The organism is Coprothermobacter sp. (assembly GCA_013824685.1).
GTDB lineage: Bacteria > Caldisericota > Caldisericia > Cryosericales > Cryosericaceae > Cryosericum.
The window spans coordinates 105,466-130,305 of sequence record PNOG01000020.1 but is presented as its reverse complement, the minus strand read 5'-3'; the positions used below and the strand labels follow the sequence as shown (position 1 = coordinate 130,305).

Genomic DNA, 24,840 nt, shown 5'->3' with positions numbered 1-24,840 from the left:
ACGGATATCTATGGTTGGCTTCGTAACAGTGTGCGGACTCGTACTCGGTATCATTGTCGGGATCTTTCGCCCCGTGCACATCCCCGCCGTTTATTCCAAATACGTAGGGTTGGCCCTTCTGGCTGGCATGGATTCCATCCTCGGCGGCATCAAAGGCTATCTGAAGGACACCTTCGACGCGACAGTATTCTTTTCGGGTTTCTTGATCAACAGTCTTGTTGCAGCGCTCCTGGGGTATCTTGGTGACCAGCTGGGCATCGATCTTTACCTCGCCGCAGTCGTTGTGTTTGGAAGCAGAATGTACCAGAATATCGCAATCATCCGGCGCGTTCTCTTGAAGAAGGAGGCATGATGGCTGGCCAGGAAAGAATCGTCAGCGTACTCGATATTGGAAGCACCCGTGTGAAGATGTTGATAGCTTCGGCGACAGGAGATAGCCTCGACGCCATTCTCGGGGTCGGTACGGCTCCCTGCAGCAGCCTGAAGCGTGGCGTGGTCGTCGACATGGAAGGCGTGACCCAGGCCATCCAGACCGCGCGCAACGAGGCTGAACGGATGAGCAGCTACTCCGTCTCGTCGGTCATCGTGAACGTCGGCGGTACTCATATCACTGGATTGGTGAACCGCGGCCTTGTTGCAATATCCCGGCCGGGACGCGAAATACAGAAGGACGATGTGGATCGCGTGTGGGAGTCTGCTAAAGCTGTCCTGCTGGGGCCAAATCAGGAGATCATCCACGTGATCCCCCGGCAGTACCTCGTGGATGGTCAGGAAGGCATCAAAGACCCGTTGAGAATGTCAGGGATTCGTCTTGAGTTCGAGGCGTTCATCGTCACCGGACAGTCGACGATTCTGGACAATCTTCGTCGTTGTGTGACAGAATCTGGCCTCAAAGTGGACAGACTTGTGCTCGAAGGCCTGGCGTCAGCTAATGCCGTCCTCTCATCAGAAGAGAAGGAAATCGGCGTCGCCTGTGTGGACATCGGAGGAGACACGACGGATTTGGCCGTCTTCACAGGAGGCAGTCTCAGCTATGTTGCCGTTCTGCCCATAGGTGGCCGCCATGTGACGATGGATCTTGCCATGATGCTGAAGACAAGCTTGAACGTTGCTGAAGAGCTCAAGGTGGCCTACGGTTCGGTGGATGCGGGCAGAGGAAAGGACTTTCAGGACAGCCAGGTGAGCTACTCGACAGCATCGGGTGATGGTGTTCTTGCAACAACGAAGTCATATATCAGTGATGTCGTGACATCTCGCATTGAGGAAATAGCTGAGGCTGTGAAGCTGGAACTGGTGCACTCCGGCTACAACAACATGCTTCCGGCCGGCCTCGTCTTGACTGGAGGGACGGCCATGGTGTCTCACATCACGGACAAGTTCTCTGAGATCAGCGGACTGCGAGCCCGCATGGGACAGCCGACAGTTGATGACGTTGTGTTCAGCTCGTTTAAGAATCCCAGCTTCTCGACATCAATCGGGTTGCTCGAACTCGGCATCCACAGCGATGGTGCCGCAATCCAGAAGAAGAAGCGCGCGTTCAAGGGCTTGAGTGGCCTGTTCAAGGGCCTTGACCTGTTCGACTAAGACATACTGACGGGGAGGGAAATCCACTATGGATGATCGACTGGATCCCTGGGGAAGCTCAAATGTAAGCATCAGGGTCATCGGCGTGGGCGGTGGAGGTGGCAATGCCGTCAACCGGATGGTGGGGGATTTTCCTTCCGGCGTCGATTTCGTGAGCGTCAACACCGACACGCAGGTTCTGCGATACAGTCGGGCAGAAAGCAAGATTCAGATTGGGGCAAAAGTTGCTCGAGGGATGGGTGCGGGCGCTGACCCTGAGGTCGGGAGAAAAGCAGCAGAAGAGAGCAGAGAGATGCTCAAAGAAGCAATTACCGGCTCTTCTCTCCTGTTTATAACTGCTGGCATGGGTGGAGGCACGGGTACGGGCGGTTCTCCCGTCCTGGCGAAAGTGGCTCGCGAACTGGGCATCCTCACCATTGCAATTGTCACCAAGCCGTTTAACTTTGAGGGCCCACAGCGATCCAAGGTCGCATCGGATGGCATCAAGGAGCTTCGTGACAGTGTTGATGGATTGGTCGTCATCCCAAACCAGCGACTGTTCAAGCTGGAGGAAGGGAAGATTACCATCAACAATGCATTCCGCAAAGCGGACGAGGTCCTGAAGAAGGCGGTCCAGGGCATTACCGAGCTCATCCGGACACCCGGCATCATCAACCTCGATTTTGCCGATCTCAAGAACGTCCTGGCATCGACTCCTTCTGGAGAGGTTCCCAGCGGAACAGACGGCAGCATCTGGATAGGCATGGGAACCGGCAAGGGCGACGAACGTGCGGCAAAGGCCATCAGAGCCGCCACCAACTACGAGCTTCTCGAGTATTCGATGCAGGGTGCCACCGGACTCATCTACAACGTCATTGGCCACGAGATTTCCATGGAAGAGATGGATATCATCTCGACGGCCATCCAGTCGAGCGCATCAAAGGATTCCAAGATCATCTTCGGTCTGGCCGATCCTTTCGACGAAGTACTGGGTGAGTCTGGCGAGGCCAACGATGAGATTCGTATCACGGTGGTGGCGTCCGGGATGCATCCTCAGAAGGCCGAAGTTGAACAGGAGAAGAAGATTCTCAAGGAATTCAAGGTCGAGGAAGTCGAGCTCCCCGCCATACTGCGCAAGGGGCCGCCTCGCGGCTTCTAGCGCCGAATGTGGGCTCGATAGCTGACTGTCTCGCGGACGTCCGCGAGCGAGCCTGTTTGTCGTATCGCCGGGCGGCTGGTCAGCCCGGCGAACCGCATATTGTCTGCGTGACGAAGACGCAGCCTCTTCCCCGGATCCTGGAAGCCATTGATGCAGGGGCGACCGAAATCGGTGAGAACTACCTTCAGGAAGCCATGCGCAAGGACGTCTTCGCCCTGCGCGAGAGTCACAGGGTGACTGTCCGGTACATCGGTCGACTCCAGTCGAACAAGTACAACGCCATCCTCCGCGTATTCGATACGGTCGATTCGGCAAACCCAGACATCCTCGAGCGTCTGCACGGTATCCAGGATCGTGGTGTACAGAGGGCGTGCACGTTCCTGCTGGAGGTGAATGCCGGTGATGAAACGCAAAAGGGCGGGTTGACCGTGCCCCAGATCCGTGAGCTTGCCGCCGCCGGCACTCCCTGGCTGCACGAGGTCTCTGGGCTGATGGCAGTCGTCCCTGTTCAAGCAACAATGCAGGTACGGGCGATACTATATGAGTCTGTCAGTGTGCTGTTTCACGATCTTGCCAGCGACCTTGGTTCATCACGTGTCAGGTTGCTGTCCATGGGGACTTCTGACGACTTCGAACTGGCAATCGAACATGGTTCGAACATGATACGTGTTGGTACGGGCATTTTTGGACCCCGTTCACCTTTCCAGGTGTAACCAATTGCTTGCAGTCACGATTATGCGAGTGAGGAAGCGCGGCAATCGACGTGGATGAAGAGGAGTTCGTACGAGGATTGCAGCAGGCGGATGAAGAGACATGGCGCCGGTTTGTCGAGCGCTTTGTTCCTCGCATGCTGGCGTATGCCCTGAGGCATGTCAAGAGCAGGGCTACTGCCGAGGACATTGCCGAAGACACGATAAGCAGAGTAGTCTCGTCTATCAAGAGTTTCACGTATCAAGGTATTCCGCTTGATGTCTGGGTATACAAGATCGAACGAAATGCTCTCTCAGACTACTACAGACAGCAGACCGGCTACTCCATGCTTCCGTTCCAGGAGTTCATGGACGTTCACTCTACGGGTCTGCTCAAGGATCCATATGAGCTGGCAGAGGCGGCCGACACGAAGGCCCTTGTAGACGAGGCAATCGACCGTCTGGAGGAACCCAGGAGGTCGGTTGTTCGGATGAGACTCCTTGAACACAGGTCCGTGAGAGAGGTCTCGTTCCTGCTTGATCTCAGCGAGAGCAATGTGAAGGTGCTGCTGTTCCGGGCGCTGACCGAGGTCAAGACGATGATTGCGAGGAAGATGGGTGAGCCAGATGACATATGATGAGACAGAACTGAAACAGGCTGATCAGCTGGACAAGGTCGTCGAGAACATCATTCGGGGCGACCGCGACCTGTTCGAGGGCGTGCATGCGAGATGGCTTTCCCATGACACAATGGCGGTCATCGATTTGGCCACGTTCGTCATGCCGTTGGAGGTCGCCGAAGGGAAGGAATTCGAGCAACGCATGTGTCTTGTGACAGCCAGGGAAGTCCAGCGTCTGACGCCTGACCACGATCCTGGTCCCAGAAAAGCCGTAGCGGCTTGGTCGCGGTTCATGAGCCCAATTCTTGAAGCTGGATTGGCTGCGGCGGCATTCTGCGCTGCGTTGTTCCTGGAGCCCATGCCCGCAGATCACGAAGGTCGTTCAATTGACACTCTCAGCCGACCGTGGTATAACGTCGCGATGGGTAAGTACCTGGTCGGCTCGGCGGACAGCGAAGTTGGGCGGCTGTCCTGCCTGGGTTTGTCTGATGCTGGCTCTGGATACAGAGCTGCAGCCTGCAGATAGACGGTCATATCGGAGGAGGTGCGTCTTACCGAAAAGTACGCGAATGGAGTTTTGCATGTTCTGCATTTATTCCAGGAAGGAGTATGCGATGAAGAGAGTTATGCCCTTGTTTCTTGCAGTTGCCCACATAGCTGCTCGACACCGCGACTACGGAGTCTGAGGACCTGTAGATTCGATTCATCGGCTCCCACACCTTCACAGAGAAGCGTGGGAGACTGCCGAAAGGAGTCTTCGCCAACATGAGAGATTACATAATCCGGCGTGTTCTTGGCATGATCCCGCTCATCCTGATCGTGATGATCGTGTCGTTTGGCATCTTTTCCCTCGTGCCAAACCCATTCGCGGCTCTGATCGAGAACCCGCGAATCAAGAAGTCCGACATCCAGCGTCTCATCAAAGCCTGGGGGTTCGACCTTCCGTGGTACCTGAGGTTCTTCAAGTGGTTCAGCGGCGTCGTCCGCGGGGACTGGGGCCCCTCTCTCCTGTACCCTGGCTCCCTGGCACGTGACATCATCGCCAGAGCGTTACCCGTGACCGTGCGGGTCATGGGGATCACATTCCTGGTGTCTCTTGCCATTGCTCTTCCAATCGGCATCATGTCTGCTGTCAAGCAGTACTCCATGACGGACTACATCGTCACAGTCATCAGCTTCCTGGGCATGTCCATGCCGACGTTCTGGTTTGGACTGCTGATGATGATGCTGTTCAGCGTCGTCCTGAAACGACCGAACGGGATGCCCCTGCTGCCTGCGGGCGGGATCATCACGCCGGGACTGGAAGAGGCTCCATTCTGGGCAAAGCTTGGGGACCGGGCGCAGTATCTCTTGATGCCCGTCTTTGTTCTGGCGTTCTCTTCGGTGGGTGGCTGGGCGCGCTATATGCGGTCCTCCATGCTCGAGGTCATCCGTCAGGACTACATCAGGACCGCCCGTGCCAAGGGTGCGCCTGAGCATTCAGTGATCAACAAGCATGCGCTGCGCAACGCCATGATCCCCATTGTGACACTGGTTGCCCTGTCACTTCCGGGCATTGTCGGTGGAGCCGCCATCACCGAGACCATCTTCAATATCCCAGGGATGGGAAGGCTCATCATTGCAGCAGAAATCAAGAGCGACTATCCTACGGCCATGATTGGCCTTATGCTCATCAGCATCCTTGTCATCGTCTTCAACCTGGTGGCAGATATCGTGTATGCGTGGGTAGATCCACGCATCAAGTACAGCTAGCTGGGAGGGTGCGACTATGACTGAGAAGGCTATAGAAGCAAAGAAGAAAGGACAGAGCAAGTCGTCTGACGACTACACGTACGTTGGCATGGTACTCCACCGCCTGACACGCCACAAGCTGGCCATGGTCGGCGCATTCATGCTGATCGTGATGCTGTTGTTCGTGTTCGTGGGGCCGCTGGTGTGGCGTGCTGATCCCAACGAGCAGATCGAGGGTCTCGAAGGCATGTTCAACGTGCCATCGCGTGCCCATCCGCTGGGCACTGATGACTATGGCCGCGATGTGCTGGCTCGCATGTTTTTCGGAGGGCGCATCTCGCTGTTCATCGGCTTCGTTTCTGCGCTCACCGCGGCACTCGTCGGAGCCCTTGTTGGGCTTGTTGCGGGCTACTATGGTGGATGGGCGGACGACGTCCTTATGAGGTTCACCGACGCGATGCTGTCGATCCCGACGTTCCCGCTGCTCATTGCACTGGCGAGTGTCATGGGGAAGGGCATCGGGCAAATCATCCTGGTCATCGTCGTCTTTGGCTGGATGGTAGATGCACGGCTCGTGCGCGGTCTCGTTCTCTCGCTCAAGGAGCAGGAGTACATTGAGGCGGCCCATGCGATTGGCGCCAGCGCCAACAGGATCATGTGGCGGCACCTGTTTCCCAATACACTGGCAGTCCTCATCGTATCCACGACAATCGGAATCGGCGGGGCCATCATCTATGAAGCCTCCATCAGCTTCCTGGGATTTGGTGTTCAGGCGCCCTTTGCGAGTTGGGGAAACATGCTGCAGAACGCTCAGCAATTCATCTGGAATTCGCCCCGACTGATCATCTACCCCGGTCTGGCTATCTTCATGACTGTTCTTGGATTCAACTTCTTCGGAGATGGACTTCGCGATGCCATCGATCCGAAACTGAAACTGTAGGGGGGTTCCGTGGACAACCGAGAAATACTTGTCGACATCAAGAATCTACGCACGTTCTTCTACACGGAGGATGGTGTTGTTCCGGCCGTGGATGGTATTGACCTGACCATCCACCGGGGAGAGGTTGTAGGCCTGGTGGGCGAGTCTGGTTGCGGAAAATCCGTTACAGCTCTGTCGATCTTGCGCCTCATTCCTAATCCTCCCGGCAAGATTATCGGAGGCGAGATCTTCTTCCATGGGGAAGATCTTCTCAAGAAGAATGAAGAAGAGATGCGCATGATACGCGGTGACAAGATCTCCATGATCTTCCAGGAACCCATGACGTCGCTCAATCCCGTCTACACGATTGGTAATCAGATCAGTGAAGCTATTACCCTGCATCAGAAGATCGATGACGCCGAGGCGAAGAAGCGTACCATCGAGATGCTTCATCTGGTCGGCATTCCCGAGCCCGAACGGCGCTTCAGCCAGTACCCTCATGAGATGAGCGGCGGCATGCGTCAGAGGGTCATGATCGCCATGGCACTGTCCTCGAACCCTGACCTGCTGATCTCTGACGAAGCCACGACGGCACTTGATGTCACGATCCAGGCACAGATTCTGGACCTGATGCGCGGACTTCAGAAGAAGCTGGGTATGGCCATTCTTATCATCACCCACAACCTTGCAGTCGTCGCGGAAATGGCAGAGACCATCTCCATTGCCTATGCCGGCAAGATTGTCGAGAGCGCGTCTGCTAGAGAGATCTTCAAGTCTCCGCGTCATCCGTACACGTACGGCCTGCTGCAGTCCATACCGAAATTCACGGAGAAGAAGACCAACGAACCGTTGCCCGCCATCGAGGGCATGGTGCCCTCCCCATACCATATGCCCAAGGGTTGCCGTTTCAACCCGCGCTGCCCATTCGCCACGGAGAAGTGCAGAGAGGAAGAGCCGGAGATTCTTGAGCTTACTCCCGGTCATCTCGTGCGCTGCTTCCATCCCATCGAGTCGTAGGCAGAGAGGAGAAATGACCATGGCAACCAGACTCGTAGAAGTCCAGCAACTCAAGAAGTGGTTCCCCATCAAGGGAGGAGTCTTCGCTAAGACCGTCGCTTCAGTCAAGGCAGTGGACGAGGTGAGTTTCTTCATCGATCAGGGCGAGACCCTGAGCTTGGTCGGAGAATCCGGATCGGGCAAGACGACCGCCGGACGCACCATGTTGAAGCTGTTGCAGCCCACCGGCGGGAAGATCATCTACAAAGGGAAGGACATCACCCACCTTACTCCGAACCAGATGCGGCCCCTTCGTCGGAACATGCAGATCATGTTCCAGGACCCGTATGGTTCACTCAACCCACGCATGCCTGTGGGCGACATCATTCAGGAACCTCTGGATGTGCATGGCATCGGCACCCGCAAGGAGCGAAAACAAGCTGTCGCCACTATGATGGAGACTGTGGGCTTGCGCCCCGAATACGAGAAGCGCTATCCTCATGAGTTCTCCGGTGGTCAGCGTCAGCGTATTGGGGTTGCCCGCGCGCTTATCATCAATCCAGAACTGCTGGTTCTGGATGAGCCGATCTCGGCCTTGGATGTGTCAATTCAGTCGCAGATCATCAACTTGCTCCAGGAGCTGCAGCAGAGGCTGAGCCTCACGTACCTCTTCATTGCTCACGACCTTGCTGTTGTGCGCCACATGTCTGACCGTGTGGCAGTCATGTATCTTGGCAAGATCGTAGAGACCGCCGACAACGACGAACTGTTCGACCACCCGCTTCACCCATATACGCAGGCGCTTCTCTCGGCAGTGCCGGTGCCTGACCCCGAAGTGAAGCGCGAACGCATCATTCTCCAAGGTGACGTCCCGTCACCGGTGAACCCTCCGTCCGGCTGCCACTTCCGCACGCGGTGTCCCTATGCGATGCCCATCTGCAAAGAGCAGGAGCCTCTGGTCATTGAGGCTGTTCCGGGGCATACAGTGGCTTGTCACCTACTGACTCAGAAGTAAGGGCGACAGACGCGCAGACGTGCTGGGCCGCCTGTCCCCGGTTGTTGGGATGGACGGCCCAGTTGCGTTGAAGAGGAGAAATGATACGGATCAACGTTCGCGTAGTTCCAGGCAGCAGCAGATCGGACGTGGAACCAGGGGACCCCTGGCGCGTCCATGTGCACGCCAGGCCTGCAGAGGGCAAGGCAAATGAGGAGCTCCTGCAGATTCTCAGTCATCACTTTGGCGTAGCTCGCTCTGCGGTCCGTATCCTCAATGGACACGCTTCGAGGAGCAAGACCGTGGAAATCGGTCTGGAAGGCACTGCGATGGTTGAAGGAACACGATGAACAGGCTGAGTGCTCCTTTCCGCTGGTCGGTTCTTGTTGCCCTGATGATCCTGGCAGATCAGGGCACCAAATGGCTGGCACGGCGGTTTCTTTTCCAGCATAGCTTTACGGCAGGTCCGGTGGGGTTCGTCCTGACGATGAACAAGGGGGTCGCGTTCGGACTCTTTGGAGGGCAGGCGTGGGTCGTGCCCCTGAATGCAGTGCTTGGCATTGGCGTCTGCGTTGCGGCCATCGCCGCATTGCATCGCGGAGACCGAGGACTGGCTCATGGTCTCCTTCTCATTTTCGCCGGATTTGCAGGCAATTTCATCGATCGCGTCATGACCGGGCAGGTAACCGACTTTCTGTGGGTACGTGGCTGGTCCGTGTTTAACGTGGCCGACTGCCTCGTGACCACGGGAGCAATACTGTGTGGTCTTGCACTTCTCTTTCCCAACCAGTGGGGTTTTCATGCATGAGTTGAGGCTGGGGTCGGTTGTGGTGCCGGTTCTGTATGTCGATGACGATATCATTGCGGTGAACAAGCCGGCCGGATTGCCTGTCTTCACTGCGCCGGGGAAGGTGGCCGGGACGCTGACCGAAGTGGCCTTGGCAAGTGGAGTCACGCTGTATGAGGGAGAGGGTGTCGAGTTGCCAGGAGTCGTACATCGGCTCGACAAGGACACCAGCGGCGTGATGGTTCTCGCCCGTTCTCAAGCCGGGTGGAGCTGCTTCAAGCGACAGCTGGGCAACCATGATGCGCAGAAACAGTATCTTGCCTTGGTTTGGGGGACGTTCGCGGAGAAGAGTGGCCGCATCGACGTACCCATTGGGGCAGTTCATTCCCGAGGGCTGCTTCTTCGACAGGCCGATAGTTCGGGTCGACCTTCCACGACAGACTTCGAGGTCATCCAGCATTTCGGCAACCAGGCGTCTCTCCTTCGGATACGCATCGAGACGGGGAGGACGCATCAGATACGCGTTCACTGCTCCTACATTGGACATCCGGTTCTCGGAGACTATACTTACGGATACAGGGCGCAGCGCAATGTGGTCATAGAGCGGCAGATGCTTCATGCATTTGCGCTCTCGTTTGTTGCGCCGCGTTCGGGAGTTGAGGTGCGGGTCATGGCGGCACTTCCTCAGGACTTCATCTCTGTACTTGGAGTGCTTGCGCGGTAGACATGGACATCAAACCCGGAGTGATCGTCGCCAATAAGCGGATCCAGCACAACTTCAAGACGCTTGAGCGCCTTGAGGCTGGCATAGAACTGCGCGGTTGGGAAGTGAAGGCCGTGCGTTCGCGAACATTCGCTTTTGGAGACTCGTATTGCCGGTTCTACGGTCGTGAGCTCTACGTCGTGCAGATGTCCATGGGGCCCTACGCTTTTGCGCACACAACCGACGAGGAGTTGAAACGTCGCAGAAGGCTCCTTCTCCACCGACGCGAGCTTATCAGGATTGCATCTCTCATCAGTCAGCAGGGTCTGACGGTCGTGCCGGCCTCACTTTCCTTTTCGGAGGGAGGGTTCATCAAGGTCGACCTGGCTGTCGGCAAGTTTCTGGCAACCAAGGGGTCTCGTGAGACCTCTGAGCGACGACGAGTGGACCGTGAGATAAGGGGGTATGTGCGTTGAACAGAAGGATGATTGCCATGTTCCTCGTCCTCGCTCTTTTCCTTGGTGCCATTGTCGGGACGGTCCGGGGTGACACGACAGCGACCGTGACAATCCCGGACGAGGCCAACATCCGGTCGGGAGCGGGTACGACGTTCAGTGTGATTGGGGTCGCACACAAGGGAGAGAAGTACGAGGCCGTCGGCTCTTCCAAAGACGGGTCGGGACGGACATGGTACAAGATACGAGTGGGCACGTCGTTCGGATTTGTAGCGGGCTGGCTTGTGACCTATGCTCCAGCCATCACGTCGCCGGCCAGTCCAGCCGTCTTGACGCCAGTACCCGCAAAGGTGGAACCGACTGCATCTGCCGTGTCATCGTCGACTCGCTACGCCGTCGTCGTGGAAGATGGCACGGCCCTGCGAAGTGGCGCGGGGACAGCCTTCGTGCGCCTGACGACGATGAAGTCACGTACCTCCTTGCGCATTCTCTCAGAATCCAAAGATGCCGGCGGCAAAATCTGGTACAAGGTGGACTGTTCATCCCTCAAGATCAGACAGACCAGCGGCTATGTCGCGTCGTGGGTCGTGAGAGTCCAGATAGTCCAGGCTCCTCCCTCCGCGCCAACGACGTTCACGGCATCATCCCTTCTGGCCCTCTGGAGGCCGAAGCTTCCACTTCCGACGAAGACGGTGGATGCGGCGAACCTTCGCAGTGGACCTTCAGTCATGTACGACCGCCTTGGCGTGCTGCCTTCTGGGACGAGCCTTCTCATCACCGGCTACTCCATGAACGAACAGAAGGAGACCTGGTGCCGTGTGACTGCTGCCGAGAAGACGGGTTGGGTCTTCGCGCCGTTGCTTAGCTCGTGGGAGAGGTTGCCAAGCAGCCTTGTTGCTGCAACCATAGGGAAGAGCCTTACTTCCGTGGGTCCGTCAGCATATCTGGTCGCGTCGCCGTTCGTCGCAAGGAACGACGGGGCGCTTGCCGCCACGGGCAAGGTCATTGTCGGCATCGCTACAGATGGCGCGCAAGTGTCCCTTGAACTGTCTGATGCCTCCTCCGAGGACTGGGTAGCGATGACTGACGGGACAGTGGTTGGTGGTACTGGTCCTGGCGGTACCGTCTGCAGTCTGACCGGTATCGAGTTGGTATCGTCGAACGGCTGGACTGGCGTCACGATGCACATCGACGGGGACAAGAGTGGGCTGTCGATTGTCCCGGGACACAATCCTGAACGCATCGAAGTCTCACTGCCAAGGCTGGTGCAGTCTGCACAGGCCGGCATTGTGGGTGTGCCGACGAAACAAGTGTCAGCGGTGAAGGTAGGGGCGACCTCAGCCGGCTTCGTATCCAGCATTGTCATCTATCTTGTCGGATCCGATACTGGCTTGAAGCAATCAACCAGCACGTCGACGGTGCAGCTGGTGGTGAGCGCGCCTGGATCGACCGCGCCGTCGAAGGCTGTGTTTCTGTGTGGCGAGCTTCTGTCCGGCAGCGAAGAGACATTTTTCGCAGAGGGGGCCACCTTCGTACCGCTCGTAGACGTGGCCAATGCCTATGGTATGCTGCTGTCCTGGGACGCGGCCAATCAGCAAACGAGCCTGACACTCGGCAATCGACAGTACGTCCTGAAGGACGGGCTGCGGACTCTCAAGATTGCACAGGACAGCAACCACTGGAGCGAAGAGATGCTTGTCGCGCCAAAGATCCTGAGTGGTCTGCTCTACGTTCCGGTGGCGACAGTGGCACACGTGTTTGGACTCCAGGCGGCCGGAGACGCTCTGAGGGTCTATCTTGACCCGATCATCTCGTCAATTGCCCTTACAGGTGCTTCCGCAAGTGCGTCGGGGAGCATCACGATCACGTCTGCCTGTGACCTGAACGTGACGAAGACGGTGGACGGTAACTACTGCGTCTTCCAGCTGGAGGGGGTTTCGGCCGCGTCTATCGCTGGCCAGCAGGCGCTGTCGGCTTGGGCCACCGTGTCGGCGAAGCAGCGTCTGAACGATATCCCTCCCATCGTGGAGATGCGCATACATGCTCCTGCTTCCACAGCCGAGGTGCAGAACCCCGCAACGGGTATCTATGTCATCAGTCTTTCCGGCGCTGTCGAAGGAACGATTGAAGGGAAGAAAGTCGTCCTTGACCCCGGTCACGGCTACATGTCATCGACGGGCTCCTTCGACTTCGGGGCCGTAGGTCCTTCCGGGACGAGGGAATCGTCAGTCAACCTGTCAATCGCGCTAAAGGTGAAGACGTTGCTCGAGGCGGATGGCGTCCGCGTCGTCATGACGCGGTCGGATGATACCTCAAAGGACAACCCTGACCTCGCCAGGCGGGTGCAGATAGCCAACAGTTCAGGGGCGGATCTGTTTCTTGCAATTCACCAGAACGCCACGGATGGGGAGACATCAATTGGAGGCACCGAAGTACACTACTGGTTTGACCAGTCGAAAGTTTTTTCTGCGCTTGTCCAGAAGCATCTCGTTTCGGCCCTGGGAAGAACGGATCGAGGGACGCAGAAGACGTCGCTGTACCTCGTGTCCCACATCGATACCATGCCTTCTGCCCTGGTGGAGTGCGCGTTCATCAGCAACAGAGAAGAGGAACGACTTCTGCGGGAGGACTCGTTCCAGCAGAAGGTGGCTCAAGGTATTGTGGACGCGATAGTCGAGTACTTCAGCAGGTAGAGAGGTCGAGTGGAATCCTACGTAGGCGTGTTCGACTCAGGAGTCGGAGGACTGGCGGTCGTTCGGGAGCTGAAGAACCGATTGCCACGAGAGGCTATCATGTACATTGCCGACTCCCGCTTTTTTCCGTATGGAACGAAGCCAAGGGAGCAGGTGATCAGCAGGGCCACGGCCCTCGTCGAGTTCCTCGAGGCTCACGGAGCCCGAATGGTCGTTGTGGCCTGCAACACGGCGTCCAGCGCCGTTTTTCCGGATATCCAGCAACGTGTGAGCGTCCCCGTCCTGGGGATGATTTCTGCTGGCGTCAAGAGTGCACAGCTGGCGACCCGCAACAGCAGAGTCGCGGTGCTTTCGACCCCCGGGACAGCACGGAGCCACGGCTATCTCAGGGCAATGGGCCTGCTGGATCCGACGGTAGAAATGATAGAACTCCAGTCGCAGGAGCTCGTGAATCTTGTGGAAGCTGGGAGCATCGAGGGTCAGGATGTGGCTGACTATGCCGCGGACGTTCTGAAGCCGGTGCGGGAGTTCGGAGCAGATACCCTTGTTCTGGGTTGCACCCACTTCCCCTTCCTCAACAGCCTCATGGAAGGCATCCTTGGGCCGGGCGTTAAGATTGTCGACCCAAGCAAGGAACTTGCATACGAGGTAGGGCTGGTGCTCGAGAAGTGTCGGTTGACCACTGGGGCAGGACAGCAGGACAGGTTCTTCACGACAGGCGACCCTGGCGACTTTCTCGAAAAGGCCCGTCTCTTCCTTGGTGACTATGTCAGCGCAGTCGAGGTTGCAGACGTTTGAGGCTGCGACTTGTCACCGGCAACGCCCACAAACTGGAGGAATATGGCAGTATTCTCAGAGGTCTGGACTGCCGGCTTCCCTTGGAAGAACTGGACGTGGAGAGCGTCGTCGAGTGTGGCGTCACCTACTACCAGAACGCGTACAGGAAAGCTCGGTCGGGCCTCCTGAGTGTCCTGACCTCGGGACTCGATGACTGTGTTGTCCTCGGGGACGACTCCGGCCTTGAGCTACCCCTGTTTGACAATATGCCTGGAGCCCATTCTGCGCGCTTTCGGTATGCGAATCTCTCGGAAAGGGCTGCGCTCGGAGCGTTTCTCACAGAGCACCACGTATTGTCAACGCCTGCACGGTTCGTGTGCTGGATCGTCGCGTTTCTTCCTCGGTCATGCCGGTGTCTTGTCTGCTCCGGCGCTGTCGCCGGGACCGTGACTGCGGAATCGCGTGGGTCTCAGGGTTTTGGATATGATCCACTGTTCACCCCGGACGGGTACTCGCTCACCTTTGGCGAGATGGATGCCGGTCTCAAAGACCGTATCAGCCACCGTGCACAGGCCGCCAGGGCTCTGTGGTGTTCTCTTCAAGAGGCCCTGCCGCTGAGACCTTGATTTTTGGCTGATTGCGTGTATTCTCTTTCTATTCGGGGTGTGGCGTAGCTTGGTAACGCGCATGGTTTGGGACCATGAGATCGGTGGTTCAAATCCACTCGCCCCGACCATGGGCCCATAGCTCAGCTGGATAGAGCAACGGATTTCTAATCCGTCGGTCGCAGGTTCAAATCCTGCTGGGCTCGCCAGTCCGATATGGTGGGTATAGCTCAATTGGTTAGAGTACTGGACTGTGGATCCAGATGTTGGGAGTTCGAGTCTCCTTACCCACCCCATTTTTGTGAGCACGACCCTTGATATCATGCGCTTTGCAATACTGCGCTTATAGCTCAGGCGGATAGAGCGATGGATTCCTAATCCGTAGGTCGCAGGTTCGAGTCCTGCTAAGCGCACCAGGATCGTGAGGCTAGCGCCCATAGCTCAACTGGATAGAGCTGCGGACTTCGGATCCGCAGGTTGCGGGTTCGACTCCTGCTGGGCGCGCCAATTGTGTTTCGAGCTACGAGAACCGACGGCGCGGCATATGATGCAGTTGTAGCCGCGGGATCGCTTGACACCCTCATGAAAAGTCCTATAATCGTTGCGTTCAAGTTGTGGGTCGTTAGCTCAATTGGTAGAGCATCTGACTCTTAATCAGGCGGTTACAGGTTCAAGTCCTGTACGACCCACCACCACTTGCCCAAAGATTCAGTTCCCTGCGATGTCAGTAAGTATTCAGCGAGGGTGGCGGAACTGGCAGACGCGCTGGACCTAGGATCCAGTGGGTAATTCCATGCGGGTTCGACTCCCGCCCTTCGCACCAACCTGGAGGAGACCGTGGAATACACCACCACCAACAAGATCGGCAATTCGACCGTACTCTCTGCAACATTCAGTGCCGACGAAGTCTCAGCAATGCACCGCGAGGCGATGCAGGCGATGGCCGGCAAACTTCGCATACCCGGGTTCCGTCCGGGCAAGGCTCCCCTTTCCATTGTCGCCAAATATGTGAGTGATGAGGAGTTGAAGGACGACGTCCTTCAGAAAGCAGCCTCTCAAACCTATGTCACGTTCCTCAAGGAACACAAGGAGACCGACGCCCTCATTTTTGAGCCCGAACTCGTCGATTCAGTACTGGAAGATGATGCCGCCAAGGGGCTCAAGGTCGACGTACGCGTCTTCGAGATGCCCAAGGCAGATCATGACCTGTGGAGCGGCGTGGAGGTTGAAGGCGTCTCGACTGACACATCCAAAGCCGTCGAACGCCGGATCAGGGCTCTTGTCGATGCTGTGACCGAGACGTCTCCGAAGGATGGCCCTGCTGCCCACGGCGATTCCGTCACTGTCACTGTCGCGACCGAGAAATCCCAGAATCCGTACCACACAGAGTTCACGGTTGGCGAGGGCGAGGTGGGCAAGGCCTACGAGCCATTCCTCACTGGAATGAATGTCGGAGAATCGAAGCATTTCAGTGTGCAGCTGCTGGAGAGCGCCCTCGAGGGAGACATCACGCTCGACGGCGTCGCGGAGAAACACATTCCCGAAGTCAACGACGAGTTTGCCCGGACTGTCGGTGCGTTCGGTTCCCTCGTGGAGCTTCGGAAGACCCTGGAAGAAGATGAACAGCACAAGGCGGACGAGGCCAGGAAGGACACGATCGTCGGCCGTGCTATTGAGACTGCAGCAGAGAAGCTGGGCATTGATTTCCCCGGGTATATTCGGCGTGACGCGACTCAGGAACGGCTCGGCGAAATCAAGGAGAGTCTTGCCCGCAATGGGCTTTCCCTCAACGAGTACCTGAAGTACAATAATATCAGCGCCGATCAATTGACCAAGGACGTTGAAGCGGATGCCGTCAAGCTGCTCCAGCGCGACCTCTTGATGGAGGCAACTGAGAGAGCGTGCAGTATCGTGGCCGGGGACGCAGACATCGAGGTGTATGTGGAGTCGCATAAGGAAGAATTGGGCAAGGCAGGTATCGACGGGGCGACGGAGACTGGACGCAAGACGATCCGGAACGTGATCGTCTGGGAGAAGACGCGCAGCCTTATTGCTGGCGCAGTTCAGTTGAAGGAGCCCTCAGAGGCGAAGCAGGAGGTCCAATGAGCGTCATTCCGTACGTAGTCGAACAGACGGTTCATGGAGAGCGTGGCTATGATATCTACTCCCGGCTGCTGAAGGATCGCATCGTGTTCCTCGGCGGAGAGATCGATACCCAGGTCTCGAACCTGATCGTCGCCGAAATGCTCTATCTGACTGCCGAGAACGCCACCAAAGACATCTATCTCTATATCAACAGCGTTGGCGGCGAAGTCACTCCCGGCATGGCGATCTACGATACCATGCAGTACATCACCGCTCCCGTTTCCACCATCTGTCTGGGACAAGCAGCGAGCCTCGCAGCCATTCTTCTTGCTGCCGGACGCAAGGGAAAGAGATTTGCGCTGCCGAATTCGCGTATCATGATCCACCAGCCCTGGGGCGGAGCACAGGGGCAGGCGACGGACATTGAGATCCAGGCCAAGGAGATTCTGCGGATCAAGGAGTCCGTGAGCAACATTCTTGCCTCACATACGGGAAAACCTCTCGACATTGTGCGAAGAGACACAGAGCGAGATTTCTTCATGTCTGCCCAAGAGGCGGTGGAGTATGGCATCGTAGACCAGGTCATCTCTAAGATTGGCGTTGCAGGGGAAGCCGGCCCGTTGGGGAAGAATGCCGAGCCACAATAGCGAGGAGCCGTCCTGCTCGTTCTGCGGCAAGAAGTCGAGTGAAGTCGGTCTGCTCATCAAGGGACTCGACGGATCGTATATCTGCGACGATTGCATCGAGCGGGGCAACCAACTCATGCAGCAGTCCAGGCATGAAAGTCATGCCATCGAGTTCAAGTCGCTGCGCCCCAAGGAAATCTATGCGCGCCTGAACGAGTACGTCATTGGGCAGAATGAGGTCAAGAAGGCACTTGCCGTCGGCGCGTACAATCACTACAAACGCCTGAGAGCCAAGAAGGACGCCAAGGTAGAGATCGAGAAGTCCAACATCCTGCTCGCAGGCCCCACGGGGGTTGGGAAGACCTATCTGGCCAGGACTCTTGCCCGCATTCTTGATGTTCCGTTCACGATCGCCGATGCAACGACACTCACTGAGGCGGGCTACGTTGGCGAGGATGTGGAGAACATCCTCCTTGGACTCCTGCAGGCTACGAATTTCGACGTTGCCCGGGCTGAGTGCGGCATCGTCTATATCGACGAGATCGACAAGATCGGGCGGAAGTCAGAGAACCCCTCGATCACGCGTGATGTCAGTGGTGAAGGAGTCCAGCAGGCGCTTCTCAAGATCGTGGAAGGGACGATTGCCAGTGTTCCCCCTCAAGGTGGACGCAAGCATCCTCTTCAGGAGAGCATCAAGTTCAACACCCAAGACGTTCTCTTCATTGCCGGCGGGACATTTGACGGACTAGACAGTATCAGGAGACTCCGGGCAAACCCGAGGGAGGTTGGGTTCGTTCACGAGCCAGCCGATCGCAAAGGCAGGACGCTACTCAGCTCCGACTTTGTCAAGTTCGGCATGTTGCCTGAGCTCGTTGGCAGATTTCCCCTGAGACTTGAGCTGGAAGAACTCTCAGTGGGTGACCTGAAGCGGATTCTGGTCGAGCCGAAGAATTCGATCGTCCAGCAGTATCAGGAGCTTTTTGCCATGGACGGAGTCGACCTGGCATTCACCGAATCTGCACTGGAACGCATCGCCGAGAAAGCGAAAGACATGGGCATGGGAGCCCGTGGTTTGAAGTCCGTAGTCGACCAGCCCATGGTGGATCTGATGTTCGAACTGCCTTCCTTCAAGGGAGTCACGGAGGTAGCCGTGGGAGACGAGTTTTTCTCCGATCGCCATGAGGTCGTTGCGACGAGAACCGACGGGACGACCGAGCGCATTCCCTTGCCGGAATCTGCTTGATAGGAGAGAACACCATCAATGAGTGAACGTGACTGGCAACTGACTGAAGCACCACTGATTCCGCTGCGGAACGTGGTGGTCTTTCCATATCATGTCCTTCCCCTCTTTGTAGGCAGGCCAAAATCGTTGAAGAGCATCGAATCTGCGTTGGCGGCCAACCGCAAGATTGTGCTTGTATGCCAGAAGGACGAGTCGAACGAAGACCCCGGGCTTGCCGATCTCTATGACATCGGCGTCGGTGCCGAGATACTGCAGCTGCTCAAGCTGCCCGATGGGAGCGATCGAGTCCTCGTAGAGGGCGTCCGCAGAGTCCGCATCACAAACGTGCGCCTGGACGACGACGAGATGCTTGTGGCCAGCGTCGAACCATTGCCGGTAGACGACAAGGTGTCGACGGAGCGCCAGGCTCTCATGCGCGTTGTTCTCGACCAGTTCTCCCAGTATGTCGAGTTGTCCAGGAAATTGCCTTCGGAGACAGTGAACAATGTCTCGGGCGTCACGGAGCCGGACAGGTTCGCGGACCTTATTGCGAGCAGCCTTCTGCTCGGGACCGAAGACCGGCAGGCGCTGCTTGCTGTACTGGATGCAGAGGAACGGCTTCACCGCATCGCTGAACTTCTCGCCAAGGAGATCTATGTGCTGGAGCTTGCGCGGAAAATCGAAAGCGACGTGAAAGCCAAGGTCGACCAGTCCCAGCGTGAGTACTACCTCCGCGAGCAGGTCAGAGTAATCGAGAAAGAACTCGGCGAAGAGGGTGAGGAGGCTGGCGAGGTCGGTGAGTATCGACAGAAGCTCGAGAAGGTCCATATGCCAGCGTACGCCCGCGACAAGATCGATGAAGAGTTGGCCAGACTTGCGAAAACGCCGGCCATGAGTCCGGAAAGCTCCGTCATCAGAACATATCTTGACTGGCTTGTCGGCCTTCCATGGGACATCAGGACTGCCGACAAGATCGACCTGAAGCGTGCACGCAAGGTCCTGGACAAGGACCACTATGGGCTCGAAGAGATCAAGGACCGGATACTCGAGTATCTTGCAGTGCGCAAGCTTTCGGACAAGGCCAAGGGTCCGATCCTCTGCTTTGTCGGTCCGCCCGGCGTTGGCAAGACATCGCTGGGAAAGTCCATTGCAGAGACGCTCGACAGGAAATTCGTCCACGTCTCCCTCGGTGGCATCCGCGACGAGGCGGAAGTGCGCGGACATCGCAGGACGTACGTTGGAGCCATGCCAGGGCGCATCATTCAGGGGATCAAGCAGGCGGGCACCAAGAATCCAGTCTTCCTTCTGGATGAGATCGACAAGGTAGGGGCGGACTTCCGGGGCGACCCGACAGCTGCTCTGCTTGAGGCGCTCGATCCAGAACAGAATACGCAATTCAGCGACCATTATATCGAGATCCCGTTTGATCTTTCTGAGGTCCTGTTCCTGACGACGGCGAATGTGTCGGAGACGATTCCATCTGCTCTCCTCGACCGCATGGAGGTCATTTCCCTTCCCGGATATACAGACGAGGAGAAACAGCAGATAGCCCGGCATTTCCTTCTTCCCAAGGCCATGCAGCAGCATGGGCTGAAGCAGGAAGACCTTGCCGTCGATGACCATGCCGTGTTGGCGATTATCCAGCAGTACACGCGGGAAGCCGGAGTACGGGGACTCGAGCGCTCGCTTGTCAGGATATGCCGCAAGGTAGCGAGAGCGAAAGTGGAGGAGAAGAAATTGTTCGCGGGCGTCACCGTTCACGCGGATAACCTTGCCGTCTACCTGGACCTGGCCCCATATTCGTACACGAGTCTTATCAAGGAAGCGCGCGTAGGAGTCGCGTGCGGTCTTGTCGTGACTCAGTATGGTGGTGACACTGTGTATGTCGAATCCACGCGCATGGACGGCAAAGGTAATCTTCAACTCACGGGCCAACTCGGCGACGTCATGAAGGAATCAGCCCAGGCTGCGCTCAGCTATATCCGTACGCATGCTGTCGACATTGGGCTGGACCCCCATTTCATTGAGAAGACGGATCTGCACGTGCATGTTCCCGAAGGCGCGGTGCCGAAGGAAGGGCCATCTGCCGGCGTCACCATGGCAACAGCCATGGTTTCGGCTCTCACGGGCCGAAAAGTGCGTTCAGACATAGCGATGACTGGTGAGATTACACTTCGTGGACAGGTACTGCCGGTTGGCGGCATCAAGGCAAAGGTGCTCGGTGCATACCGCGCGGGGATCAGGAAACTGATCCTTCCCGAAGAAAACCGTCGCGACACGAGCAAGATTTCGCCCGATATCAGCAAGAAGCTTGAGTTCACCTTTGTCAACGACATTGCGCAGGTGCTTGAAGAGGCTCTCCTGCCGGCCGGAGCAGCAAGCGGTTCCAAGCGTCGCCGCTAGGAGGGGCAGGATGGATCGCCAACAGGCCAGTACAGCTCTTCGGGACAAGCGAACGTCACTCGAATTGTCGCTTGAGGATGTTGCCCGCGCAACTCTGCTCCGCAAGTCCGTGCTTGAATCCATCGAAGCGGGCGGTCCGCCGGAACCGAACGGGTACTTCAAGGCATACGCGCGTCGCTACGCTCAGTATCTTGGGCTGAATGGCGACGAGGTTGTTGCGGCGTTTGTGGGTTCGTCTGCCACCGTTGCCGTAGACTCTGACGCGCTGGCTGCGCAGCCCTCGAGGCTTGGTCGTTCTGTGGTAGCTGTTCCAGCGTACAAGAAGAAGCGGAGCCTTGTTTCCACAGTTCTGATCGTAGTAGTAGCTCTCGTAGCTGCCGTCGTTCTGCTTTCCAGGGAATGGCCGGCAACGGTCATCGTGCCGGGAGGGCAGACCGGGCCGTCGAGTACGCCGTCTGTGCCTGCAACACCTTCCATTCCAGATACCACGCCAGTCTTGCCAGCCGATGGGGCGATAACGCTCAGATTCGCGCCGACGACTCAACGTGCATGGCTGGAGATTACGGTGGACGGGAGCGTCGTCTTCTCCGGAATCCTGCGTCCGGGAGACAGCACACAGGCTACGGGGAACCATGTCGTCGTCGACTTTGGCAATGCCATGTATACGCAGGTGACAGCAAATGGGGTTGACCAGGGAGTCGCCTCTCCCGACAAGACGGTCATGACCCTTGAGTATGGTTCACCAGCGCATACACCGTAGGCCTCGAGTCTGCATTGTCAGTCTCGGGTGTGCAAAGAACCTGGCCGACAGCGAGGCAATGCTGGGACAGATCATTGCAGCAGAACCAACCGCTCTCGTGTGTGCCGAGCCCCAGGATGCCGATGTTGTTGTCGTAAACACGTGTGGTTTCCTGGAAGCGGCTCGTGATGAGGCTGACGAGACACTCGATGCTGTCGAGTTCCTGCAGGCCGAAGGGCATGTTGTACGAATTGTAGCGGTAGGCTGTTATCCGCAGTTGTGGAGAGAGCAAGTCCTGAAGCGACATCCAGGATTGTACGCCGTCATGGGAGTGGGCGCGATGTACCAGAGAACGTTCTGGGAGAGCCTGCTGAAGCAGGTCCCGCCTTCAGGGGTCGAGCAACCTGTCGACCTCGATACCATGCGGGCATTCGAAGCACCACGCGTTCTGAGCGGGGGTGGCTCCTATGCCTACCTCAAGATAGCGGACGGGTGCTCGCAGCGGTGTACCTACTGCACCATACCCCGGATCAAGGGGCCTCTCATCAGTCGCTCCGTCGACACGATTCTCCGTGAGGCGGAGCAGTTGGTACAGACTGGCGTGACCGAGCTCATCCTTGTTTCGCAAAACACGAGTGCCTACGGCATGGATCTGACGCCCGAACATCGTCCGCAACTTGCAGCCCTCCTTCGCGAACTCGATCAATTGACGGGTATCAGGATTCTGCGGGTGTTGTATCTCTACCCCACACTGGTGACTCAGGAACTCCTCGAAGTGATCGGCAGTTCACGCCACATTGCCCACTACGTCGACATCCCATTGCAGCATACGGATCCAGTCGTTCTGAAGGCCATGGGACGCCCTTGGGCGGCTGGGTCGGCAGCCTGCGTCGTCGACCGCGTTCGACGGATTATCCCGGATGCCGGACTCCGGAGCACGTTCATCGTCGGGTTCCCCGGGGAGACTGAAGAGCAGTTCAAACGTCTGCTTGCCGATCTCCGTGTGCTTCGACTGGATCATGCGTCGGCATTCGCTTACTCGAAGGAAGCCTTTGCCATATCTTCGCGGTTCCCGGATCAAGTGCATGGGTCAACAAAGAGCCGCCGGCTGCGTGAGTTCATGGAGTCCCAGCAGAAGATCTCCTCTTCCATCAACGAGGTTCGATACCTGGGCAGGGACGTCGAGGTCATTGTCGATGGAGTGACCCAATCAGGAATCTACGGCAGAACACTGCTCGATGCACCCGACGTCGACAACACCGTCGTGGTACGAACCGGTCACAAGACGCAACCTGCACTGGGCGATATCTGCAGGGCACGCATCACGACCGTTGGCCCCTATGACCTTGACGGCCTCCTCCTGTGAGAGCGTTTGTCGCTATCCCTCTTCCAAGAAGCTTTGCTGACTGGCTGCGACCCTACATGACTGCCTTTGCTTTGAAAGTCCCTGGGCTTAGACCGGTTCCGGTTGCCTCCTGCCACATCACACTGCGGTTCCTCGGGGAGTTTCCGGATGAGCAGCTCGATGATGCAGGAGAGCGTCTGTCGCTGTCACTTTCGGCGATGCCGGGGACCAGTGTCGTGCTGGACAGGTTCGGAGTATTTCGCCGGGACGGGCAGCCCACCGTTCTGTGGACTGGGCCAGGCGTCGTCTCCCGGGCTCTCGCTGTTCTGGCGGCAACAATCGATCGCTCCTTGTCCGGGCTGGGTTCCAACGGTCGGACGGAGCGCTTCGCGCCACATGTGACGTTAGGCCGGTTCGCAACCGGTACCCGTGGGGACGAGGTCGCGGCCATTGAGGCATGGCCTGCAAAACCATGTGCCGTTCCCGTCACGGACGTTGTTGTCTATGAGAGCGTCATGGGACGGGGTCATCCGGTGTACATTGCTCGCGCTTCGGTGCGGCTTGCGCCATTTGCTGAATAGGGATACCGAATTATACTGAAATGTAGGGCTTACACCAAACGTGGAGGCTATATGGAAAACGGAAAGATGACTGACAAGGTACAGAAGAGCGAGGCCGCCGACAGAGTAGCCGATCGTGACAAGGCTCTGGCAGCTGCCATGTCTCAGATAGAGAAGCAGTTTGGGAAGGGTTCCGTCATGAAGCTTGGCGATCGCTCAGACAGGGCGTTGGTCCCTGCCATCTCGACCGGGAGCCTTTCCCTTGATGCCGCGCTCGGCATCGGCGGGCTTCCGCGTGGCAGGATCGTCGAGATCTATGGTCCGGAGGGAGGAGGCAAGACCACTCTTGGTCTCCAGGCAATTGCCGAGGCACAGAAGGCGGGGGGCAGGGCGGCGTTCATCGACACTGAGCATGCTCTTGACCCCATGTACGCCCGCAACATCGGAGTCGACGTAGACGAGCTGATCATCTCACAGCCTGACTATGCGGAGCAAGCTCTGGAGATAGCCGACATGCTTGTTCAATCAGGTGGTTTGGACGTGTTTGTTCTTGATTCTGTGGCTGCGCTTGTACCGAGAGTCGAACTCGAAGGCATGATGGGGGATCAGTTCGTGGGACTTCAGGCGCGTCTCATGTCCCAGGCTCTGCGCAAACTTGCAGGTGTCTTGAGCAAGTCACAGACGTGCGCTATCTTCATCAACCAGTTACGCGAAAAGATCGGTGTCACGTATGGGAATCCGGAGGTCACCCCAGGCGGGCGTGCTCTGAAGTTCTACTCATCCGTGAGGCTGGAAGTGCGTCGCGTCGAGAGTATCACCGAGGGCGATGCGGTCATTGGCAACAAGGTGAAGGTAAAGGTTGTCAAGAACAAGATGGCGCCGCCCTATCGAGTGGCGCAGTTTGACATCATTTTCGGCAAGGGGATCCAGACGTTCGGCGAGGTCGTAGACTTGGCCGTGCAGTTCGACATCATCGAGAAGAGCGGGTCGTGGTATGCCTACGGCGGCACACGGCTTGCACAGGGACGTGACAATGCTGCGGCCTACCTCAAGGAGCACCCAGACATCATGGCCGAGATAAAGGGAAAGGTCCGCGACAAGCTTTCGCCTCAAGCGGAGCCCTCCCCCACAGACTAGTTCGGCAGGGTTCCTTGAAGGCACTTCGGTCG

The 24,840-nt window shown here is 57.3% G+C and carries 25 protein-coding genes and 7 tRNA genes; all 32 read left to right on the top strand.

Features of this window, described 5'->3' with window-relative positions; all coding sequences use genetic code 11:
- Window positions 1–10: 10 nt before the first annotated feature.
- The gene (locus C0398_06665; protein MBA4365662.1) at window positions 11–352 is read left to right on the top strand and encodes a DUF1290 domain-containing protein; all 342 of its coding nucleotides are present in this window, start codon (window positions 11–13) and stop codon (window positions 350–352) included.
- Complete coding sequence (ftsA, locus tag C0398_06660) at window positions 349–1,584, top strand: cell division protein FtsA (GenBank protein ID MBA4365661.1); 1,236 nt, start codon at window positions 349–351, stop codon at window positions 1,582–1,584. Before C0398_06665 ends, ftsA begins: the two co-directional genes overlap by 4 nt.
- 28 nt (window positions 1,585–1,612) lie before the next feature.
- Window positions 1,613–2,722, top strand: a complete 1,110-nt coding sequence (locus C0398_06655) for a cell division protein FtsZ (protein MBA4365660.1) — start codon at window positions 1,613–1,615, stop codon at window positions 2,720–2,722.
- Window positions 2,659–3,435, top strand: coding sequence for a YggS family pyridoxal phosphate-dependent enzyme (locus tag C0398_06650; protein MBA4365659.1), 777 nt, complete (start codon window positions 2,659–2,661; stop codon window positions 3,433–3,435). Before C0398_06655 ends, C0398_06650 begins: the two co-directional genes overlap by 64 nt.
- 50 nt (window positions 3,436–3,485) lie before the next feature.
- Complete coding sequence (locus C0398_06645) at window positions 3,486–4,049, top strand: hypothetical protein (GenBank protein MBA4365658.1); 564 nt, start codon at window positions 3,486–3,488, stop codon at window positions 4,047–4,049.
- A complete protein-coding gene (locus tag C0398_06640) occupies window positions 4,039–4,557 on the top strand; it encodes a hypothetical protein (GenBank protein MBA4365657.1) in 519 nt (172 codons plus the stop codon). Before C0398_06645 ends, C0398_06640 begins: the two co-directional genes overlap by 11 nt.
- Before the next feature lie 239 nt (window positions 4,558–4,796).
- Complete coding sequence (locus C0398_06635; GenBank protein ID MBA4365656.1) at window positions 4,797–5,783, top strand: diguanylate cyclase; 987 nt, start codon at window positions 4,797–4,799, stop codon at window positions 5,781–5,783.
- A gap of 16 nt (window positions 5,784–5,799) precedes the next feature.
- A complete protein-coding gene (locus C0398_06630; GenBank protein MBA4365655.1) occupies window positions 5,800–6,702 on the top strand; it encodes a peptide ABC transporter permease in 903 nt (300 codons plus the stop codon).
- Between the two features lie 9 nt (window positions 6,703–6,711).
- Window positions 6,712–7,698 (top strand): peptide ABC transporter ATP-binding protein, encoded by a 987-nt coding sequence (locus C0398_06625; protein MBA4365654.1) that lies wholly within the window; start codon window positions 6,712–6,714, stop codon window positions 7,696–7,698.
- A 19-nt stretch (window positions 7,699–7,717) separates the two neighbouring features.
- Window positions 7,718–8,692: a peptide ABC transporter substrate-binding protein gene (locus C0398_06620; protein MBA4365653.1), complete on the top strand. Its 975-nt coding sequence runs from the start codon at window positions 7,718–7,720 to the stop codon at window positions 8,690–8,692.
- Between the two features lie 83 nt (window positions 8,693–8,775).
- On the top strand, window positions 8,776–9,021 hold the full coding sequence (locus tag C0398_06615) for a hypothetical protein (GenBank protein MBA4365652.1): 246 nt from the start codon (window positions 8,776–8,778) through the stop codon (window positions 9,019–9,021).
- Window positions 9,018–9,479: a hypothetical protein gene (locus C0398_06610; GenBank protein MBA4365651.1), complete on the top strand. Its 462-nt coding sequence runs from the start codon at window positions 9,018–9,020 to the stop codon at window positions 9,477–9,479. The genes C0398_06615 and C0398_06610 overlap by 4 nt, the downstream gene beginning before the upstream one ends.
- Window positions 9,472–10,182: an RNA pseudouridine synthase gene (locus C0398_06605; GenBank protein ID MBA4365650.1), complete on the top strand. Its 711-nt coding sequence runs from the start codon at window positions 9,472–9,474 to the stop codon at window positions 10,180–10,182. The genes C0398_06610 and C0398_06605 overlap by 8 nt, the downstream gene beginning before the upstream one ends.
- A 2-nt stretch (window positions 10,183–10,184) precedes the next feature.
- A complete protein-coding gene (gene smpB / locus C0398_06600) occupies window positions 10,185–10,637 on the top strand; it encodes an SsrA-binding protein (GenBank protein ID MBA4365649.1) in 453 nt (150 codons plus the stop codon).
- 8 nt (window positions 10,638–10,645) lie between these two features.
- Complete coding sequence (locus C0398_06595; GenBank protein MBA4365648.1) at window positions 10,646–13,309, top strand: hypothetical protein; 2,664 nt, start codon at window positions 10,646–10,648, stop codon at window positions 13,307–13,309.
- A gap of 9 nt (window positions 13,310–13,318) precedes the next feature.
- Entirely contained in the window at window positions 13,319–14,107 is a 789-nt protein-coding gene (murI, locus tag C0398_06590; GenBank protein MBA4365647.1) for a glutamate racemase, read from the top strand.
- On the top strand, window positions 14,104–14,712 hold the full coding sequence (locus C0398_06585; protein ID MBA4365646.1) for a hypothetical protein: 609 nt from the start codon (window positions 14,104–14,106) through the stop codon (window positions 14,710–14,712). Before murI ends, C0398_06585 begins: the two co-directional genes overlap by 4 nt.
- A 33-nt stretch (window positions 14,713–14,745) precedes the next feature.
- Window positions 14,746–14,822 (top strand) — tRNA-Pro (locus C0398_06580).
- 1 nt (window position 14,823) lies between these two features.
- Window positions 14,824–14,900, top strand: a tRNA-Arg gene (locus C0398_06575).
- A gap of 10 nt (window positions 14,901–14,910) precedes the next feature.
- A tRNA-His gene (locus C0398_06570) sits at window positions 14,911–14,987 on the top strand.
- Window positions 14,988–15,030: 43 nt separating this feature from the next.
- Window positions 15,031–15,107: transfer RNA gene (locus tag C0398_06565), tRNA-Arg, on the top strand.
- Between the two features lie 14 nt (window positions 15,108–15,121).
- Window positions 15,122–15,198 (top strand) — tRNA-Arg (locus tag C0398_06560).
- A 109-nt stretch (window positions 15,199–15,307) separates the two neighbouring features.
- Window positions 15,308–15,383 (top strand) — tRNA-Lys (locus C0398_06555).
- A gap of 46 nt (window positions 15,384–15,429) precedes the next feature.
- Window positions 15,430–15,514 (top strand) — tRNA-Leu (locus C0398_06550).
- Between the two features lie 14 nt (window positions 15,515–15,528).
- Window positions 15,529–16,797 carry a hypothetical protein gene (locus C0398_06545; GenBank protein ID MBA4365645.1) on the top strand — a complete coding sequence of 423 codons (1,269 nt, stop codon included), beginning with the start codon at window positions 15,529–15,531 and terminating at the stop codon, window positions 16,795–16,797.
- Window positions 16,794–17,423 (top strand): ATP-dependent Clp endopeptidase, proteolytic subunit ClpP, encoded by a 630-nt coding sequence (gene clpP, locus C0398_06540; protein ID MBA4365644.1) that lies wholly within the window; start codon window positions 16,794–16,796, stop codon window positions 17,421–17,423. Before C0398_06545 ends, clpP begins: the two co-directional genes overlap by 4 nt.
- Window positions 17,407–18,645: an ATP-dependent Clp protease ATP-binding subunit ClpX gene (locus C0398_06535; GenBank protein ID MBA4365643.1), complete on the top strand. Its 1,239-nt coding sequence runs from the start codon at window positions 17,407–17,409 to the stop codon at window positions 18,643–18,645. The genes clpP and C0398_06535 overlap by 17 nt, the downstream gene beginning before the upstream one ends.
- Window positions 18,646–18,663: 18 nt before the next feature.
- Window positions 18,664–21,027 carry an endopeptidase La gene (gene lon, locus C0398_06530; protein ID MBA4365642.1) on the top strand — a complete coding sequence of 788 codons (2,364 nt, stop codon included), beginning with the start codon at window positions 18,664–18,666 and terminating at the stop codon, window positions 21,025–21,027.
- A 10-nt stretch (window positions 21,028–21,037) separates the two neighbouring features.
- The gene (locus C0398_06525) at window positions 21,038–21,787 is read left to right on the top strand and encodes a hypothetical protein (protein ID MBA4365641.1); all 750 of its coding nucleotides are present in this window, start codon (window positions 21,038–21,040) and stop codon (window positions 21,785–21,787) included.
- Window positions 21,762–23,132 carry a 30S ribosomal protein S12 methylthiotransferase RimO gene (gene rimO, locus C0398_06520; protein ID MBA4365640.1) on the top strand — a complete coding sequence of 457 codons (1,371 nt, stop codon included), beginning with the start codon at window positions 21,762–21,764 and terminating at the stop codon, window positions 23,130–23,132. Before C0398_06525 ends, rimO begins: the two co-directional genes overlap by 26 nt.
- On the top strand, window positions 23,129–23,692 hold the full coding sequence (locus tag C0398_06515; protein ID MBA4365639.1) for an RNA 2',3'-cyclic phosphodiesterase: 564 nt from the start codon (window positions 23,129–23,131) through the stop codon (window positions 23,690–23,692). The genes rimO and C0398_06515 overlap by 4 nt, the downstream gene beginning before the upstream one ends.
- 66 nt (window positions 23,693–23,758) lie before the next feature.
- On the top strand, window positions 23,759–24,808 hold the full coding sequence (recA, locus tag C0398_06510; protein MBA4365638.1) for a recombinase RecA: 1,050 nt from the start codon (window positions 23,759–23,761) through the stop codon (window positions 24,806–24,808).
- The last annotated feature ends 32 nt before the right edge of the window (window positions 24,809–24,840 follow it).